The sequence below is a fragment of the uncultured Alistipes sp. genome (assembly GCF_910580175.1).
In the GTDB taxonomy this organism is placed as follows: domain Bacteria; phylum Bacteroidota; class Bacteroidia; order Bacteroidales; family Rikenellaceae; genus Alistipes.
On the sequence record NZ_CAJTXD010000005.1, the window covers coordinates 49319 to 67041 of the forward strand.

Here is a 17723-nt window from a genome sequence, read left to right on the forward strand (position 1 = left end):
CTTCAACACCCATGATTATCGGTATCCCCAAAGAGATCAAGAACAACGAAAACCGCGTTGCTCTGACTCCGGCCGGCGTCCGGGAACTGACCCGGCGGGGCCACAAAGTCTATGTGCAGGCTTCGGCCGGTGCAAACAGCGGATTTCCGGACGATGCCTATGCCGCGATGGGCGCCGAAATACTCCCCTCGATCGAGGAAGTGTACGCTTGTGCGGAAATGATCGTGAAAGTCAAGGAACCGATTGCGCCCGAATACAAACTCGTGCGCCGCGACCAGCTGATCTTTACCTACTTCCACTTCGCCAGCAGCGAAGCCCTGACCCATGCGATGATCGACAGCGGCGCCGTATGCTGTGCCTATGAGACCGTCGAACGGGCCGACCGCTCGCTGCCGCTGCTGGTGCCCATGTCCGAAGTAGCGGGCCGGATGGCGACGCAGGAAGGCTGCTACTTTCTGGAGAAACCCCGCGGCGGCAAAGGCCGTCTGCTGGGCGGCGTGCCGGGCGTAAAGCCGGCCCGCGTGTTGGTCATAGGCGGCGGTGTCGTAGGCACGGCGGCGGCGCGCATGGCGGCCGGACTGGGTGCCGACGTGACGATCTGCGACATTTCACTGCCCCGCCTGGCCTATCTGACCGACGTGATGCCCCGCAACGTGAAGACGCTGATGTCGTCGGAATACAACATCCGCGAAGAACTGCGCCACAGCGACCTGGTAATCGGCTCGGTGCTGATCCCCGGAGCCAAGGCGCCGAAGCTGGTCACGCGCGACATGCTCCAGGAAATGGAACCGGAGACGGTAATGGTAGACGTGGCGATCGACCAAGGCGGCTGTTTCGAGACCTCGCATCCCACGACGCACGAAGATCCGGTGTACTACGTCGACGGCATACTCCACTATTGCGTGGCCAACATCCCGGGTGCGGTGCCCTACACCTCGACCCTGGCCCTGACCAACGCGACGCTCCCCTACGTCCTGCAACTGGCCGACAAGGGGTGGCGCCATGCTGCGCAGGAAAACAACGAACTGGCAGCCGGACTCAACATAGTGCAAGGCCGGATCGTATACGCCCCGGTAGCCGAAGCCTGGGGACTCGAATACACCCCGCTGGAACTATAACCCCGAAACTTAACGCCACTTTATCAAGGAGACCGCAAAAAACGGTCTCCTTATAATATATAGTTTGCTTTTACTCTCGCCTTGCACTATCTTTGCAGCGAAAAATTCAGGCATACTATTTGGAACCGGCACGCGGTTCTGCAAAGATGTGAAACTATGGACAAGAAAAAAATGGTGGCGCTCGTAGCGCACGACAACATGAAACACGACCTGGCCGAATGGGTCGACTGGAATTGTTCGGTGCTGGCGACGCATCCGCTGGTATGCACCGGCACGACGGGTAAAATGGTGGAAAAAACGCTGAAAAACCACACTATCGAAGATTGCAACGTCGACGATCTGGCTATCACGCTTTTGAAGTCGGGCCCGCTGGGCGGCGACCAGCAGCTGGGTTCGCTCATCGTCTCGGGCAAGATCAGCGCGCTGATCTTCTTCTGCGACCCGATGGCGGCACAGCCTCACGACGTCGACGTCAAGGCCTTGTTGCGTCTCGCTTCGCTCTACAACGTGCCTACGGCCATCAACCGCGCCACGGCCGATTTCTTGATTTCATCGCCTCTCTTCAAGGACGAAACCTACGAACCTGTGGTCAAGGATTACCGCGAGTATGTCGAGCGCGTGCTGAAGTAGTCGCCTTGCGACTGCATATCGAAAAGGAGCCTTTCATGAGGCTCCTTTTCGTTTCAGCGCAGTCGGTCGAGCAGTTTTTCCAGCACGGCGTCGCATCCCGTCAGGTATTCCGCCGCCACGCAGGGGATCGCGATGTCGGGCACCACATAGCCGTCGTCGCGGCGCGTGCATTCGTCGATTTCGACCATCGAAACGCAGCTCTCGGCCAGTTGCGACGGATGCAGCGTCCGCCCCTCCAGCACTTCGCCGTATTTCAGTGCGTTGTGCCGCAGCGGTTCGCCGGCCAGCTGCGCCGCACCGTGGTATTGCAGCATGTTGACGAACGACGCGGCGATCGAACCCGTGTCGCGGCTTACCAACACATAGCAGCGCATGCCGCCGACGTGCATTTCCGGATTCGTCTCGAACGAGCGGACATATTCCGTCTCGGGCAGTTCCACCGTTCGGCCGGCCTGTTCTTCGGTCAGAAAATCATAGTAGAGCATCGCTTCTTTCGATGCCTTGACCCGCTGCCCCGTGCAGTAGTCGACTACCGGTTTGTCGATGAAGATCGAGAGCAGTTCGTCGAACGCGTGGCCGTTGCCGCCCGGGTTGCGCCGCAGGTCGAGAATCACGTTTCGCAGCCCTTGTTTCTTGAAATCGACGATCGCCTTGCGCACAATGCGTATCAGCCGGCTGTTGTTGGGGAAAAACGCAGGGATCGCTATGTAGCCCGCTCCGGCGTCGGCATAGGTGCGTATGTTGGCGTCGGTCTCTTCGGCCTTGTTCAGGGCGAAGATGGCTTTTCGGGCCGGTTGTCCCGCCGTCTCCACCGTCAGCATTTCGCCGTCGCGTTCCAGGTCGATGCGGAACCGCTCGACGGCCTGGCTGTAGAAATAGCGGTTCATCAGCGAGGTCGGTATCGTGTGACGGTCGTCGTAGCCGTATTTCAGATAGTCGGCCGCCGCCGCTCCGTTGATGGCCGCCACACGGTCGCCGCGCCGGAACTGCGGGTCAAGCGAGCGGTCGACGACGAGCGTGTCGTTGATCTGCAGCAGCGAGAAGGCCGGCATCCGCAGTTCGCGGCTCAGCCTGCGTTGGTCGCTCTTTTTCGTGTAGACTCGGGAGTCGCCGTATGGTACCGGAGTGATCCGGTAGTGCGGGTCTTCGTGGTGCAGCCGGTCATAATAGGGGCGCATGACCCAGAACAGGTCGGAGGTCAGCAGCGAATCCTTGCCCAGCGCATCGCAGCGGGCGTTGATCTCGGCCAGCACTTCGGCTTTTTCAGCGGGGGAGAGGAGCGAATCGAGCCCCGGATGGCGCGGGACGCGGTGGAGATTTCTTTCCAGGCCGACATGCGTGCGGGGCAGTTTGTAGTCCAGCATCGCGAAGCAGCGGCCGGGGATGGACACCGAGCGGCCAGAGGTGCTGTGCAGGGTATCCTGCGTCGGGGCCTGGGCATAAGATATGCTGGCTATGCCCGACAGCAACAGGGCAAAGAGAATGGTTTTCATGGAGTTTCGGGATTCTGTTCGTTTCGCTAACGCACTTTTCCCGGATTTATTGCAGTCGCCGGCCGGTTTGTTTTCGGCAATCGTTCGGAATTTTTTATGCCGATCCGTAAAAATATGCTTCTGCCCTTTGCGAGCGGCGCTCGGAGCCGCCCATCCTCAATTTTTTCTGGCAGAGTACCGCAACCGTCCGAGGTCACGGATAGATGCCATACCTATTTTATATAGGTACCCGGTCAGAGCGGGTCAGAGGTTGTGCGACAGCGGGGCAGGGATAGCGTTGCCGGCATCGAAATCGCCCCAGCGGTCGGCGATCAGGTCGAGCGTGGCGAAGAGTTCGTCGATATCGAGCGACGTTACCAGTTTCAGCCGCGTCTCCTTGAAGTTGGGCAGTCCCTTGAAATAGTTGGTCAGATGGCGCCGCATCTCCAGGATTCCTACGTGGTCGCCTTTGATTTCGAGCGATTTGCGAAGGTGTTCTTTCGCTATCGCCACCCGCTCCGCCACCGACGGCTGCGGCAGCACCTCGCCCGTCGCAAGGTAGTGTTTCACTTCGCGGAAAATCCACGGCCGGCCATAGGTCGCGCGGCCGATCATCACGCCGTCCACGCCGTAGCGGTCGAACATTTCAGCCGCCCGGGGGCCGGAATCCACGTCGCCGTTGCCGATGATCGGAATGCGTATCTGCGGGTTGTTCTTTACCTTGCCTATCAGCCTCCAGTCCGCTTCGCCGCGATACATCTGCGCCCGCGTGCGGCCATGAATCGTCAGCGCTGCAATGCCAACATCCTGTAACCGCAGGGCGATTTCTTCGATATTCTTATGTTCGTCGTCCCAGCCCAGCCGGGTTTTGACCGTTACCGGCTTGCGCACCGCCTCCACGATGCGGCGCGTCATTTCGACCATCGTCGGCACGTCGCGCATCATCCCCGACCCGGCGCCGCGGCCTGCGATCTTCTTGACCGGGCACCCGAAGTTGATATCGATCACGTCCGGATTCGCCGCTTCGGCCATGCGGGCCGCCTCGACCATCGGTTCGATCAGATGGCCGTAGATCTGAATGCCCACCGGCCGTTCCGCTTCGTCGATTTCCAGTTTCTTGAGCGACTTGGCCGCATCGCGGATCAGCCCGTCGGACGAAATGAATTCGGTATACACCATATCGGCCCCGAACCGCTTGCACATGTAGCGGAACGAAGGATCGGTCACATCCTCCATCGGCGCCAAGAGAAGCGGACGGTCGCCCAGGTCTATGTCGGCTATCTTCATACAGCAAGGTGGATTTGGCGGCAAAGGTAGTTGTAATTTGGCAATAAAACGCTAAATTTGTAGGCTAAATTCCATCTTACGAACATGAATATCGAGACCTTTATTTCGGATGCCGTCCGCCGCACGGTCGAAACGCTCTACGGATCGTCGGAGGGCGAAGAACTGCAAATCCAGAAGACCCGCAAGGAATTCGAGGGCGACTATACGCTCGTGACGTTCCCGCTGCTGCGGCGAAGCCGCAAATCGCCCGAAGCCACGGCGACCGAAATAGGCACCTATATGACGGACAACGTGCCGGAGATCAAGGGATTCAACGTCATCAAAGGATTCCTGAACCTCTCGCTCGACGCTTCGGTCTGGGCGGCGCGCTTCGCCGAAATCGCAGCCGACGACCGGTTCGGGCAAGCAGCTCCCTCGGGCCGTACGGTAATGGTCGAATATTCGTCGCCCAACACCAACAAGCCCCTGCACCTGGGCCACATCCGCAACAACCTGCTGGGTTATTCGGTGGCGCAGATTCTGGCGGCGAACGGCCACCATGTCATCAAGGCCAACCTGGTCAACGACCGCGGCATCCACATCTGCAAGTCGATGCTGGCCTGGAAACTCTACGGCAACGGCGAGACGCCCGCCTCGTCGGGCATGAAAGGCGACCATCTGGTGGGCAAATATTATGTGGAATTCGACAAGCACTACAAAGCCGAAATCAAGGAGCTGACGGCCCTGGGCCAAAGCGAAGAGGAAGCCAAGAAGAACGCCCCCATCATGCTTCAGGCGCAGGAAATGCTGCGTAAATGGGAGGCCAAAGACCCCGAAGTCTATTCGCTGTGGGAGACCATGAACAGCTGGGTGTACGAGGGCTTCGACGTGACGTACAAGGCTTTGGGCGTCGACTTCGACAAGGTTTACCATGAATCGCAGACCTACCTGCTGGGCAAATCGCTGGTCGAGGAGGGTCTCGCCAAGGGCGTTTTCTACCGCCGCGACGACAACTCGGTGTGGATCGATCTGACGGGCGACGGGCTGGACGAGAAGCTGCTGCTGCGCGGCGACGGCACCTCGGTATACATGACCCAAGACCTCGGCACCGCATTCCGCCGCTTCGAGGACAACAAACTCGACGACATGATCTATGTGGTCGGCAACGAACAGAACTACCATTTCCAGGTGCTCAAACTTGTGCTCAAGAAACTGGGCTATGCCGACTGGAGCGACCACATTACCCACCTCTCCTACGGCATGGTGGAGCTGCCCGAGGGCAAGATGAAGTCGCGCGAAGGCACCGTGGTCGATGCCGACGACCTGATCGCCGACATGGTAACGACGGCCCGCGAGATGTCCGCCGAACTGGGCAAGCTGGAGAGCTGCACGGCCGAAGAAGCCGACGCCGTATCGACGATGGTCGGCCTGGGCGCCCTGAAATACTTCATCCTCAAAGTCGACCCCAAGAAAACGATGCTTTTCGACCCGCGCGAATCGATCGACTTCAACGGCAACACCGGCCCGTTCATCCAATACACTCACGCGCGCATCCGCTCCATCCTGCGCAAGGCCGCCGAAGCGGGTATCGACACGGCTCTGCCTTTGAACACGTCCGCACAGGCGAAGATCGCACAGCCCGGCACCTCGACCCGGCCCGAAAATACCGAAGCCGGGATCTGCCAGTCTGCTGTCGAGAGCGGCCAGCTGCTCCTGCCCGAAGAAATCGACTTGATAAAAACGCTCTCGGAATACCCCGCCACGGTCAAGGCAGCCGGCGACAACTTCGCACCCTCGATCATCGGCGCCTACGTCTACGAACTGGCCAAGCAGTTCAACGGCTACTATCACGACCATTCGATCCTCAAGGAGGAGAACGACGGAGTGCGTCGCCTGCGTCTGCAACTGGCCGCCCAGGTGGCCCGCGTGATCCGCAGCGGTATGAAGTTGCTGGGCATCGAGGTGCCGGAACGGATGTAACCGGATGTCAGCCGGACGCATCCGCCCTTACCGACCGTCCATGCACACGGCGTAAGCCGCGGCAAGACGTTTTCGGCATCGGAAACCGACAAAAAAAGGAAGTCGCAAAACGACTTCCTTTTTTATTCGGGTTGCGGCGGCTACAACGTCCGCAGCACCTCTTTGAGCAACTCCCAGAACTTGGGCACGGTAGCGATTTCGAGCCGCTCATCGGGCGAATGCACGCCGCGCAAGGTCGGGCCGAACGAGACCATCTCCAGATCGGGATATTTTTCGAGGAACAACCCGCACTCCAGACCGGCATGGATCGCCCGCACCTTGGGCTGGGCATCGAACAGACGCCGGTAAGCCGAAGCGGTAATCTCCAACAACCGGGAATGCGGGTCGGGCGCCCACCCCGGATAACCGTCGGAATGCGTAACATCGGCACCGGCCAATGCGAAGACCGACTCGACCATCTGCATGACGTAGGTTTTGGCGCTTTCGACCGACGACCGCTGCGACGAAGTGACGACGATCCGCCCCTGCTCGAACTTTACCGATGCCAGATTGGTCGACGTCTCGACCAGCCCCGGCACGGCGGCCGACATGGCGATGACACCATTGGGCACCCCCACGAGCGAATAGACCAAAGCGAACTGCGTGCGGGACTCCAGCACCTCGTCGACCTCGGGCATTTCGTTGAGCGTGATCCGGAAATTGGGTTCGCGCAGCCGGAACTCGGCCTCCAGGTCAGCAGCGAAAAGCTCGTAACGCTTGATGAAATCCTTTTTCAACCGGGTCGGCACACCGAAGATGGCATACGCCTCGCGCGGAATAGCGTTCCGCAGATTGCCGCCCGAGAAATAGCTTAACCGCAGCTCGCACGACTGCATGCCGTCCCACAACAAGCGGGCGACGGTCTTGTTGGAATTGACACGCCCCTTGTCTATATCGTCGCCCGAATGGCCGCCCAACAGATCGGAAACATCGACGCGAAAGAACGAATAGTTCTTCGGCGCCTCCTCCATGAGGAGCTTGAACGCAGCCACGGTATCGACGCCGCCGGCGCAACCGATGAAGAGTTCGCCCTCGTCCTCGGAGTCGAGGTTGAGCAGATATTTGCCCTGCAACATCCCTTCGCCCAACTCGAAAGCTCCCGTGAGACCGGTCTCCTCGTCGACCGTAAAGAGCGCTTCCAGGGGGCCGTGCTCGACCGACGGATCGATCAGAGCCGCCAGGGCCGCAGCCATGCCGATGCCGCAGTCGGCGCCCAGAGTCGTGCCCTCGGCCCGCACCCATCCGCCATCGATGCGCGTACGGATCGGATCGTTGTCGAAATCGAACTCCACGTCGGAATTCTTTTCGCAGACCATATCCATATGGGACTGCAAGACAACGCCCGGACGCTCTTCGAAACCGGGCGTCGCAGGCTTGCGCATCACAACGTTGCCGACGGCATCCTTTTGATATTCGAGGTCATGACATTTGGCGAAGCCGACCAGAAAATCGATGATCTTGCCCTCCTTTTTCGAGGGACGCGGCACCTGCGTGATGGCGTCGAACTGTTCCCACACCAAGCGGGGTTCCAGATTGGAGATTTCGGACATAGGTTTAAAAATTAATTCATGGTTCATGCAGGTTCCTCGGCCAAGCATATCGGCAGCCCGCCGATCTTGCCCGAACCTGGTCATGACAAAAATTATCTCCTGCAAAATTACGAAATTATCGCCAACTTGCTATCGCCGCCGAAAAAAATGTCCCCCCTACGGCCGCACATCTTCGGGCCATGCGGAATCCGAGGGCGGGATTACGGATTTCAGCCAAAATAGGATTGCGATCGGCAATACGGCAACCGGGGGATCGCTATACCGGCTGCCATCCCGAACCGCCCGACGGTCATCGGGAGGGACAGCGATTTGCGGATGCGAAGAAAAAACATTAATTTTGATTTTCACAACTTTCGATTGCGACCGGAACCATTCGGTCGTTCGAACCAAGATTCGATTCATGTTATGGATTTCAGAATAGGACACGGATATGACGTGCACGCGCTGGCCGACGACCTGAAGCTGGTGCTGGGAGGGGTGGAGATACCCTACACAAAAGGGCTGGTCGCCCACTCGGACGGCGACGTGGCGATTCATGCGGTGTGCGACGCACTCTTGGGTGCAGCCGCATTGGGCGACATCGGGCTTCATTTTCCGGACACTTCGTCCGACTATTCGGGCATCGACTCGAAGATTCTGCTGCACCGCACGGCCGCGATGGTACGGGAAAAGGGATATGAAATCGGCAACGTCGACTGCACGATCCGCATGCAACGGCCCAAGCTGCGCCCTTTCATCGACGCCATGCGCCGCGCCTTGGCCGATGCTATGGGTGTAGACGATGACCGGGTGTCGGTCAAAGCTACGACCACAGAGCATCTGGGCTTCGAAGGACGCGAAGAAGGGGTTTCGGTGTCGGCCGTAGCACTGATATTCAGGCCATAAATTCAGCTTCGATGTTCAGGCCCTGAGAATCCGCACACCAGCACGCTGTCTCTGCCGACCGGCCCGAACCGGCAAAATGCAACCCGCCGAACGACATCTGCGGGCAGCCAAAAATCCGGAATTCAATCCAGTCTGCGGAATTTCGGATCGCCCATGCGCTTGTTCCAGAGCCAACCTGCATAGCGCATGGATGTTTCAGGCGTATCGAGCATCAAAACGGTCTCTCCGGTAACCGTGGAGACGGTCAGTTCGGCACGATATTCCTCGGCGCCGTCGACGAACCCGAACGAAACCTGCCAGGCCGATGCTCCGCGCACGGCCCGATAATCGCGGATCGACGGCGCATCGAAATTGAGCATCCCCACATATTGGGTCGCGCCGGTCTCGACGGGCAAATGCACCTCGACACGATCGACCAGCAGACCGAAAAAGAAATAATCCGCATAAATCGAGCGTATCAACCCTTTCGGCCGTTGCTGCATCGAATTGGGATAGAACAGATAGTTGCGCGACTGCACGAGCGAATCGATGCGCGCGGCATAGACCCGGGCACGATAGGCCCGACGCTCGGGCCGGGTCATATGACGGGTCGGCTCCTCGTAGACGGTCGTATGCTCGGTAATATGCACGGGTGCCTGCTGCACAGGGACGATCGTCGTCTGCGGCACGCTGTCGACCGCCGCGGTGCCTATGGCGATCTGCGGGTTTTGAGCAAAAACGGCACCGGCTGCAAAAAGCAGCGCGGCGCCGAACGACAAAGAAAACTTCATGTCAATATAACTGCGAAATGCTTCCCGAATACTCCACGGCGTTGTACCACGGATTGGTAATCGTCAGGTTGGCACCGCCCGTGCGGGAGAAAATCTCGAACGTGAACGTATAGGTCGACGACGAGTAAAGCGACGTGCTGAAAGTCACCATCCATCCTTCGTGGGTCTGTTCGGTGGTGTAGCCCTGAAGATCGGTAACCGTATAGTTGAGCACCGTCACGAAATAAGGCTGGACGTAGCCCTTGATGTAAGGCAGGCAGATGTCGGCGGTTCCGTCCCAGATGGCGACGTTGAACGAAGGGTTCATGATCTGACGCATGGGGCCGGCCGGCTGGCGCTGCATAGTCTGGGGATTGAACTGGAAGCTGTGCGAAAGGACGATCGAGTCGACCATCTTTTCGTAATCGGCGATCCGCTGGGCACGGCGTTTCTCGCGCACCTCGCGGCGCTCCTCCTTGGGCGAAAGCATCTTCTTCTGGCCGATGACCGTGACGGCCGCCACACAAAGCATCAGGCCGCAAAGAAGAATGGCTGTTTTTTTCATGGCACGTAATGGTTTGGTTTTGCGGCCATGATTGCAATTTCGGTGCCGAAGAGCAGACAAAAAAAAGACCTCGCAGTTTTTGCGAGATCTTTTCACTTCGACACATCAAATATTATCGACGGAACACATATTAGCTGCTAAATATTCAAATGGATCGACATCATTCGAGCTATCTACCGATTCAGTAAGTTCTGCAACCGAAGAGGGCATAACTGAATAACACCGAAGATCGAAGAATGGGAAACCTTTTATTTCATCCTGAAACCTTTGAAATCTGTCCGTTGTCGGGTTCCATCTGAATGCGACGGCACTTGCCACCATATCCGCAACCTGAATTCCGAAACAATCTTTAGAATCAGTCATTGTAAGCTTCGTTATCGGCAGTGGAAACAGTTGCTTGCGGGAATCATATCCTACCTCTTGTTTATTGGGAATAGACATTAAACCATTTATGATATTTTCATGGGCTTCTATCTGTTTTGAATTGTCCGTCAATATGTTCAAATATGTTCCCGTCTTCTTATGCCAATAGTTAGTCAGCACTAATAAAGAACTAATAGTAACATCCAACGAATAGGTTTTATCCCCGGTAAGTACAACATCCAACATCTGTCGGCTCATTAGTATGTATTCCAATAACTCGCTGAAACGGGAAGCCGCTTGTTCTTTCAATTGAATAACGACTTGATAAAAATCTTCAGCAGTTTCTATCTGCGGCTCTCTCATCATTCGTTCAAAAGTCTCCCTAAATTTTTTAACAAGTGCTTTATCGGAATGATTCTCCGCAAAAACATAAAGGCAATTGGCCAAAACCATATTTCTTCTTTGCGTATATAAGTCTTGCCGCAAAACATAGTGAATAACAGGTTCGATGAGCATGTCTACCATTTTAGCATATATGCAAAATCGCTTATGCGTGAACGCGTAATAGACATGTTTGTCATCTATCAATTCATGTTGCAGAAATTTCTTAATCGCCTCGCGGCCTTCGTGGCTCTTTTTCATCTTAACGAAGTGCATTTCGCGATCGTATCCGATGTCGTTCTTGATCCGATCCAGTTCTTCTTCAGAAAATTTGACAGCCGATAATACGAAATATTGCCGCCTTTCATCGGTTAGGTTAGAGCCCGTATTGCCGGCGTCGTCTACATAGATCGTTGTCTCCTTGTTCATAATTCTGCGGATTTTGTCAAAAGAAAATATTAAAAATAAATGTATCTAACATTACCGAATCTTACGGTATTCGATATCAATAGTATGACCGTTATAGGTCCAGCTACCAGAAGTAAATCGATAATCATAGTCAGGATCGCTCGGGCTCGGCCCCGTCGGGATAGTATTATTATCGAACCACGCCGTTACATAGAAAACATATCCCTTCCCAGGGTTGGAGTCGCACTGCAAAGACTCCAACAATGTATTCTTCGAGATATCCAACGATGTTAATTTATTGGAATGACAACCCAACCACATCAACGCAGTATTCCTCGACACATCCAATGAGGTTAACTGATTGTAGTGACAATACAACTTTGTCAAAGCAGTATTCCTCGATACATCCAACGAAGTCAACTGATTGTATTCGCAGTTCAAATGTATCAACGCCAAATGATTCGATACATCCAACACATTTAACTTATTATAGGAACACAATAAATACTCTAACAAAGTATTTTTCGAGATATCCAACGATGTTAATCTATTGGAATGGCAACCTAACCGCCTCAAAGCAGTATTCCTTGACACATCCAGCAAAGTCAACCGATTGTAAGAAATATCCAAATTTGTCAATGCCAAGTTATTCGATACATCCAACGCTATTAACTGATTGTATTGACAATCCAACGAGGTTAACGCAGTATTCTTCGACACATCCAACGAGGTCAACCGATTGAGGTAGCAATTCAACGTCGCCAAAGCAGTATTCCTAGACACATCCAACAAGGTTAACTCATTGTTGCGGCAATTCAACTTCGTCAAAGCAATATTCCTCGACACATCCAGCAAGGTCAACCGATTGTAAGAAATATCCAAATTTGTCAATGCCAAGTTATTCGATACATCCAACGAATTCAATTGAGTACTACTACAATCCAAGTATTCCAATGCCGTACAACCGGAAATATCCAATGATATCAATTGATTGAAGTAGCAGATCAAACTTGTTAATGCTGTACATCCGGACACATCCAACGAGGTTAACTCATTGTTGCGGCAATTCAACGATGTCAAAGCCGAGAAATACTCAATACCCTGTAAAGAGGTAAGACCTCTTCCAGAAACATTCATTTGCGTAATATTCCTAACCTCCTTATAGGTAATATGGTTCGCATCGGCAATATACCCACGGCTCTGTAACGTTCGGGCAAAAAACGGATCGAAAGCCGCAGTGATATCCACGTCATCATCATTTTCCGACTGAACGACAGATAATTCACATGATTGCTCTCCATAAAAAATACGAACAGTAGCTTTGCGTTGTAAAGAATTGAGACCGCTGCCAGTGATAGTCAATGCGACTTTTCCCGCCTTTCCGCTTTCAGGCGTCAAAGTCAGCCATCCGGAATCGCCTGCTGCATATTCAATCGAAGTTTTCCAGTCGACATTTACCTCGAACGGCACTTCTACGGAACCGCCCTTGGCTGCAACCGCATAGTCTGTATACTCAATCTTCAAAGTTGGAATTATGGCCGACTGGATAATAGTCAATGTGTTGTATTTTTCGCCATAAAGAATACGAACGAACGCTTTTCGCTGCTCGGTAGTAGAATTTGCTTCGGCTGTTATAGTCAATACGACATTTCCGGCTTCTCCGCTTTCTGGCGTCAAAGTCAGCCATCCGGAATCGCCTGCCGCATACTCGATCGAAGTTTCCCAATCGACATTTACCTCGAACGATAGCTGCCTATAATCGCCTTTAGCTAAAAAATAATGTATCGCAGTCACATTTGGAGTTAAAACAGGGGGTTCTGGTGTTCTGGCGGACTGAATGACAAATACTTCGCATAATCTCCCGCTATAAAGAATATGAACGGTAGCAGTCCGCTGCTCGGTAGCGGAATTGGATTCGGCCGTTATGGTCAATACGACATTTCCGGCCTCGCCGCTTTCGGGCGTCAAGGTCAGCCATCCGGAATCCTCCGTGCGGTACTCGATCGAAGTTTTCCAGTCGACATTTACCTCAAATGGTATCTGCACAGAACCGCCCTCGGCAGGAAACGTGTATTTTGTAGTCCCGATTGTCAAAGCAGGAGTCTCTCCCGGTGTTTCGGAAGGTTGTCCCGGAGTTTCTCCGGGCCGGTTCGGACTTTCAGCTATCGCATCATCTTTTTCACTGCACCCTGCGAAGATCATAGCTGCAAGAAAAAATAGCGCACAAAATTTCTTCATACAATTCGATTGTAGTTTAGAAAAATACTCGGTTTGTCCTTTTCGAGGTCGAGGCACGCACATAAAAAAAGCGCGGACAAAACTCTTTATCTGTTCTTGAGGTCTTAGGATACCATGCAACCAAATAAATGAGTAAAGCCCACGCCGTGAGGGCGTGAGCGTCACCGCTTTACTCTTGGTTGCTCTGTGAAGTTTCCTAAGTTTCAAGAACAAGAATAAAAGCTAACGCTTTTTCCGAATATGTCTACAATGTGCGCACAGGCACCACTATTTCATAGGCAGCAGAATTGAATACTATGCAAATATAATCATTTTTAAGACAAAATAATTTACAGCCCCATCTTTTTCAAGAACTGCCCGGTGTGGCTGCGGGAACACTGCGCCACTTCGTGGGGCGTACCCGTGGCGACGACTTCGCCGCCGGCAGCGCCGCCCTCGGGGCCGATGTCGATCAAATGATCGGCAACCTTGACGACATCTAAATTGTGCTCGATGACGATTACCGTATTGCCGCGGTCGACCAGTTTGTTGAGCACCTCCAGCAGCAGCCGGATGTCCTCGAAATGCAAGCCCGTCGTCGGTTCATCGAGGATGTAGAGCGTGCGCCCGGTGTCGCGCTTGGAGAGTTCCGCCGCCAGCTTGATGCGCTGGCTCTCGCCGCCCGAAAGAGTCGTACAGGGCTGCCCGAGGGTCAGGTAGCCCAGCCCCACTTCCTGTATCGCGCGCAACTTTTGATAGATGTTCGGGATGCTCTCGAAGAACTCCACGGCCATGTTGACCGTCATGTTCAGCACATCGTCGATCGACTTGCCCTTATACTTGACCTCCAGCGTCTCGCGGTTGTAGCGGTGTCCGCCGCATGCTTTGCAACGTACATAAACATCGGGCAGGAAGTTCATCTCGATGGTCTGCACCCCCGCCCCGCGGCACTCCTCGCAGCGGCCGCCCTTGACGTTGAACGAGAAGCGCCCCGCTTTGAAACCGCGGATCTGCGCATCGGGCGTCGATTCGAAAAGTTTGCGGATGTCGGTAAACACATCGGAATAGGTGGCCGGATTGGAGCGCGGCGTCCGCCCGATGGGCGACTGGTCGACAACCACAAGTTTGTCGACATGCTCGATCCCCTCGACGGCATCGTATTCGAGCGGTCGGTCGAACGAGCGGTAGAGCGTCTTGGAGAGAATCGGACGCAGGGTCTCGTTGACCAGCGTCGACTTGCCCGAACCGCTCACGCCTGTGACGCAGATCAGCTTGCCCAGAGGGAATTCGACGTCGATATTTTTCAGGTTGTTGCCCCGGGCGCCGCGAATGACGATGCACTGCCCCGAACCGGGACGCAGACGCTCGGGAATCTCGATTTTCCGCCGCCCCGTGAGGTAATCGGCCGTCACGGAATCGGCGTGCAAAATATCGTCATAACAACCTGCGGCTACGATATGCCCGCCCCGACGGCCCGCCTTTGGACCTACGTCGACAATAAAATCGGCGGCACGCATCATCTCCTCGTCGTGCTCGACGACGATGACAGAATTGCCGGCATCGCGCAGTTCCTCCAGGCTGCGGATGAGCCGCTGGTTGTCGCGCTGATGCAGCCCGATGGAGGGTTCGTCGAGGATATAAAGCACGTTGACCAGCTTCGAGCCGATCTGCGTGGCCAAGCGGATGCGCTGGCTCTCGCCGCCCGAAAGCGACCGCGACGACCGGGCGAGCGAAAGGTAGCCCAGGCCCACCTCCATCAGGAACCGGAGCCGCTCGCGAATCTCCTTGACGACCTCCTGGGCGATGCGCCGCTCCTTTTCGGTCATCCGCTCCTCGACATGCTCCATCCAGGCAGAAAACTCCTCGATCGAGAAGGCCGAGACCTCGGCGATATTCTTGTCGGCAACCCGAAACTGCAACGCCTCGGGTTTGAGACGTGAGCCGCCGCATGCCGAACAGGTGCGGTAGACCAAAAACTGCTCGCGCCACTTGCGGCCGCGCGCCGTATCCTCATCCTCGCTGCGTCCGATATATTCGGCAACGCCCTCCCACGAAAGGAACTGCCGCCCTCCGGCGGGCGCTCCGAACTCCGAAAGATCGACGGCCAACGGCTCCGGATCGCCGTAGAGCACGGCATGGAGCGCCGCCTCGGAGAAAGTTGCGACCGGATCGTCGAGCGTGAAGTCGTAGCGGCGGCCCAACATCTCCAGCAAGGCGAAAAGCGTATTGTTGCGATACTTACCCAATGGCTCGACCGCCCCCTCGCGCAACGAAAGGCCCTTGTCGGGGATGATCTTGGCAATGTCGAACACAGCCTCCTCGCCCAGCCCGTTGCAATGGGGGCAAGCTCCCTTGGGCGAGTTGAACGAAAAGGTGTGCGGCGCAGGATCTTCGAACGCCACGCCCGTAGAGGGGCACATCAGATGCCGCGAATAGAACCGCTGCTGGTCGGTGCCGTAATCGTAGAGGGCCATCGTGCCCTTGCCCTGCCGCATGGACTCCTTGAGCGAGGTCATGAGCCGCTCGCGCGACTCCTCGCCCACCGTCAGGCGATCGACGACCAGATCGATCGTGTGTATCTTATAGCGGTCGAGGCGCATGCCGGGCGAAATTTCGCGAATCTCCCCGTCGATGCGGGCATAGATATACCCTTTCTTGGCCAGGGTCTCGAACAACTCGCGGTAATGACCTTTGCGCCCCTTGACGACCGGCGCCAGGAGGGCGATTTTGCGCCCTGCGAAGTTTTCGAGGATCAATTCGGCGATCTGCTCATCGGTGTAATGCACCATTTCTTCGCCGGTAACGGGCGAATAGGCACGCGACGCCCGGGCATAGAGCAGACGCAGAAAGTCGTTGATCTCGGTCACGGTGCCCACCGTGGAGCGGGGATTCTTGTTGGTGGTCTTCTGCTCGATGGCCACGACGGGGCTTAAACCCGTGATCTTGTCCACGTCGGGACGCTCCATCGCCCCGACGAACTGCCGGGCATAGGTCGAGAGCGTCTCCATGTAACGCCGCTGCCCCTCGGCATAGATCGTATCGAAAGCCAGCGACGACTTCCCGGAACCGCTCAACCCCGTGACGACGACCAAACGGTCGCGCGGAATCTCCAGGTCGACATTTTTGAGGTTATGCACCCGAGCACCGAATATTTTGATCGAATCTTCTTTCATCCTCATTACGCTTTCAGTTCGAAATCGTCCGCATCCTGCCATGCAGGAAACGAGTCGCGGAAAGCGCACTGCTGATCGAGGTCGAGCGTCACAACCATCGTCCACTCGCCGCTGTCGGCCCCGGCAATGGTGCGGCCAAGGAAGTCGAGCGCCATCGAGTCGCCGATGTACACCGCATCGGGATCGGTGCCCACACGATTTACGCCGATCACATAACACTGGTTCTCGATCGCCCGGGCACGCAGCAGCGCACACCAGGCATCGCGCCGCTTGTTGTCCCACGAGGCACAATAGATGATGGCGTCGTAGTCGCCCCGATTGCGGCTCCAAACCGGGAAACGCAGATCGTAGCAGATTTGCAGCAGAAAGCGGAACCCCATGTATTCGACCACCACACGCCGGTCGCCCGGGGTGTAGTCGCGCCCCTCGCCGCCCGGGCGGAACAGATGGCGCTTGTCGTACCACTCGGTTTCGCCCGAGGGTTTGACAAAGAACATCCGGTTGCGGTAGGTGCCGTCATCGAGAATCACGGCACTGCCCACGATCGCCTTGCCGTAGGTCGCGGCCCAGCGGCGCATGGTCGTAACGACCAGTCCGTCGGCGGGTTCGGCCACCACCGAAGGGCGCAGCTTGAAACCGGTGGCGAACATCTCGGGCAGCACCACGACATCAGCATCGGCGGCCGCCACCACCGGCTCGATGCGTTCCAGATTGCGGGCCGTATGCTCCCACTCCATATCTACCTGACAAAGCGCAATACGAATCTTCATAAATCCCAATATTTACATAAATCCCTTTATAAGCAGACCTAAGTATGATTCAAAAAGGGTTGTCTCCCTTCTTGCAAAATTAACCATTTTTCGGATACGCGCAATCCCTGCCCGGCAAATTCGCCGGAAAGTTGCGATCCAACGAAATAAAACGTAC

The 17723-nt window shown here is 55.6% G+C and carries 13 protein-coding genes; 4 read left to right on the forward strand and 9 right to left on the reverse strand.

The window, feature by feature from the left end; genetic code table 11:
* The first annotated feature begins 11 nt into the window (after positions 1–11).
* Both ald and QZ298_RS06995 read left to right on the forward strand, forming a co-directional pair.
* Positions 12–1118, forward strand: coding sequence for an alanine dehydrogenase (ald, locus tag QZ298_RS06990; RefSeq protein WP_296007262.1), 1107 nt, complete (start codon positions 12–14; stop codon positions 1116–1118).
* A 156-nt stretch (positions 1119–1274) separates the two neighbouring features.
* Positions 1275–1748 carry a methylglyoxal synthase gene (locus QZ298_RS06995; RefSeq protein WP_296007265.1) on the forward strand — a complete coding sequence of 158 codons (474 nt, stop codon included), beginning with the start codon at positions 1275–1277 and terminating at the stop codon, positions 1746–1748.
* Between the two features lie 53 nt (positions 1749–1801).
* On the opposite strand, the gene QZ298_RS07000 is transcribed toward QZ298_RS06995, so the two are convergent.
* Both QZ298_RS07000 and dusB read right to left on the reverse strand, forming a co-directional pair.
* Positions 1802–3241, reverse strand: a complete 1440-nt coding sequence (locus tag QZ298_RS07000) for a S41 family peptidase (protein WP_296007267.1) — start codon at positions 3239–3241, stop codon at positions 1802–1804.
* 243 nt (positions 3242–3484) lie between these two features.
* On the reverse strand, positions 3485–4507 hold the full coding sequence (dusB, locus tag QZ298_RS07005) for a tRNA dihydrouridine synthase DusB (protein WP_296007269.1): 1023 nt from the start codon (positions 4505–4507) through the stop codon (positions 3485–3487).
* Between the two features lie 84 nt (positions 4508–4591).
* Here dusB and argS point away from each other — a divergent pair, with 84 nt between their 5' ends.
* The gene (argS, locus tag QZ298_RS07010; RefSeq protein ID WP_296007272.1) at positions 4592–6466 is read left to right on the forward strand and encodes an arginine--tRNA ligase; all 1875 of its coding nucleotides are present in this window, start codon (positions 4592–4594) and stop codon (positions 6464–6466) included.
* 140 nt (positions 6467–6606) lie between these two features.
* On the opposite strand, the gene QZ298_RS07015 is transcribed toward argS, so the two are convergent.
* Positions 6607–8055 carry an aminoacyl-histidine dipeptidase gene (locus tag QZ298_RS07015; protein ID WP_296007274.1) on the reverse strand — a complete coding sequence of 483 codons (1449 nt, stop codon included), beginning with the start codon at positions 8053–8055 and terminating at the stop codon, positions 6607–6609.
* A 405-nt stretch (positions 8056–8460) separates the two neighbouring features.
* On the opposite strand from QZ298_RS07015, the gene ispF reads away from it, so the two are divergent.
* Positions 8461–8940, forward strand: a complete 480-nt coding sequence (gene ispF, locus QZ298_RS07020; protein ID WP_296007276.1) for a 2-C-methyl-D-erythritol 2,4-cyclodiphosphate synthase — start codon at positions 8461–8463, stop codon at positions 8938–8940.
* A 122-nt stretch (positions 8941–9062) separates the two neighbouring features.
* Here the strand turns inward: ispF and QZ298_RS07025 are convergent, their stop codons facing one another.
* The 6 genes from QZ298_RS07025 to QZ298_RS07050 form a co-directional block, all read right to left on the reverse strand.
* Positions 9063–9710: a hypothetical protein gene (locus QZ298_RS07025; protein ID WP_296007279.1), complete on the reverse strand. Its 648-nt coding sequence runs from the start codon at positions 9708–9710 to the stop codon at positions 9063–9065.
* A 1-nt stretch (position 9711) separates the two neighbouring features.
* Entirely contained in the window at positions 9712–10254 is a 543-nt protein-coding gene (locus QZ298_RS07030; protein ID WP_296007281.1) for a DUF4251 domain-containing protein, read from the reverse strand.
* Positions 10255–10359: 105 nt separating this feature from the next.
* Entirely contained in the window at positions 10360–11427 is a 1068-nt protein-coding gene (locus QZ298_RS07035; RefSeq protein WP_296007284.1) for a DUF3800 domain-containing protein, read from the reverse strand.
* Positions 11428–11478: 51 nt separating this feature from the next.
* Positions 11479–13644 (reverse strand): BACON domain-containing carbohydrate-binding protein, encoded by a 2166-nt coding sequence (locus tag QZ298_RS07040; RefSeq protein ID WP_296007287.1) that lies wholly within the window; start codon positions 13642–13644, stop codon positions 11479–11481.
* A gap of 329 nt (positions 13645–13973) precedes the next feature.
* On the reverse strand, positions 13974–16796 hold the full coding sequence (gene uvrA / locus QZ298_RS07045) for an excinuclease ABC subunit UvrA (RefSeq protein ID WP_296007290.1): 2823 nt from the start codon (positions 16794–16796) through the stop codon (positions 13974–13976).
* Between the two features lie 5 nt (positions 16797–16801).
* Entirely contained in the window at positions 16802–17566 is a 765-nt protein-coding gene (locus QZ298_RS07050; protein ID WP_296007294.1) for a nitrilase-related carbon-nitrogen hydrolase, read from the reverse strand.
* Between the last annotated feature and the right edge of the window lie 157 nt (positions 17567–17723).

What these genes read in the sequence shown, in the direction of transcription:
- ald (WP_296007262.1), top strand. Translation starts at nt 12, where the DNA reads ATGATTATCGGTATCCCCAAAGAGATCAAGAACAACGAAAACCGCGTT.
- QZ298_RS06995 (WP_296007265.1), top strand. Translation starts at nt 1,275, where the DNA reads ATGGACAAGAAAAAAATGGTGGCGCTCGTAGCGCACGACAACATGAAA.
- QZ298_RS07000 (WP_296007267.1), bottom strand. Translation starts at nt 3,241, where the DNA reads ATGAAAACCATTCTCTTTGCCCTGTTGCTGTCGGGCATAGCCAGCATA.
- dusB (WP_296007269.1), bottom strand. Translation starts at nt 4,507, where the DNA reads ATGAAGATAGCCGACATAGACCTGGGCGACCGTCCGCTTCTCTTGGCG.
- argS (WP_296007272.1), top strand. Translation starts at nt 4,592, where the DNA reads ATGAATATCGAGACCTTTATTTCGGATGCCGTCCGCCGCACGGTCGAA.
- QZ298_RS07015 (WP_296007274.1), bottom strand. Translation starts at nt 8,055, where the DNA reads ATGTCCGAAATCTCCAATCTGGAACCCCGCTTGGTGTGGGAACAGTTC.
- ispF (WP_296007276.1), top strand. Translation starts at nt 8,461, where the DNA reads ATGGATTTCAGAATAGGACACGGATATGACGTGCACGCGCTGGCCGAC.
- QZ298_RS07025 (WP_296007279.1), bottom strand. Translation starts at nt 9,710, where the DNA reads ATGAAGTTTTCTTTGTCGTTCGGCGCCGCGCTGCTTTTTGCAGCCGGT.
- QZ298_RS07030 (WP_296007281.1), bottom strand. Translation starts at nt 10,254, where the DNA reads ATGAAAAAAACAGCCATTCTTCTTTGCGGCCTGATGCTTTGTGTGGCG.
- QZ298_RS07035 (WP_296007284.1), bottom strand. Translation starts at nt 11,427, where the DNA reads ATGAACAAGGAGACAACGATCTATGTAGACGACGCCGGCAATACGGGC.
- QZ298_RS07040 (WP_296007287.1), bottom strand. Translation starts at nt 13,644, where the DNA reads ATGAAGAAATTTTGTGCGCTATTTTTTCTTGCAGCTATGATCTTCGCA.
- uvrA (WP_296007290.1), bottom strand. Translation starts at nt 16,796, where the DNA reads ATGAAAGAAGATTCGATCAAAATATTCGGTGCTCGGGTGCATAACCTC.
- QZ298_RS07050 (WP_296007294.1), bottom strand. Translation starts at nt 17,566, where the DNA reads ATGAAGATTCGTATTGCGCTTTGTCAGGTAGATATGGAGTGGGAGCAT.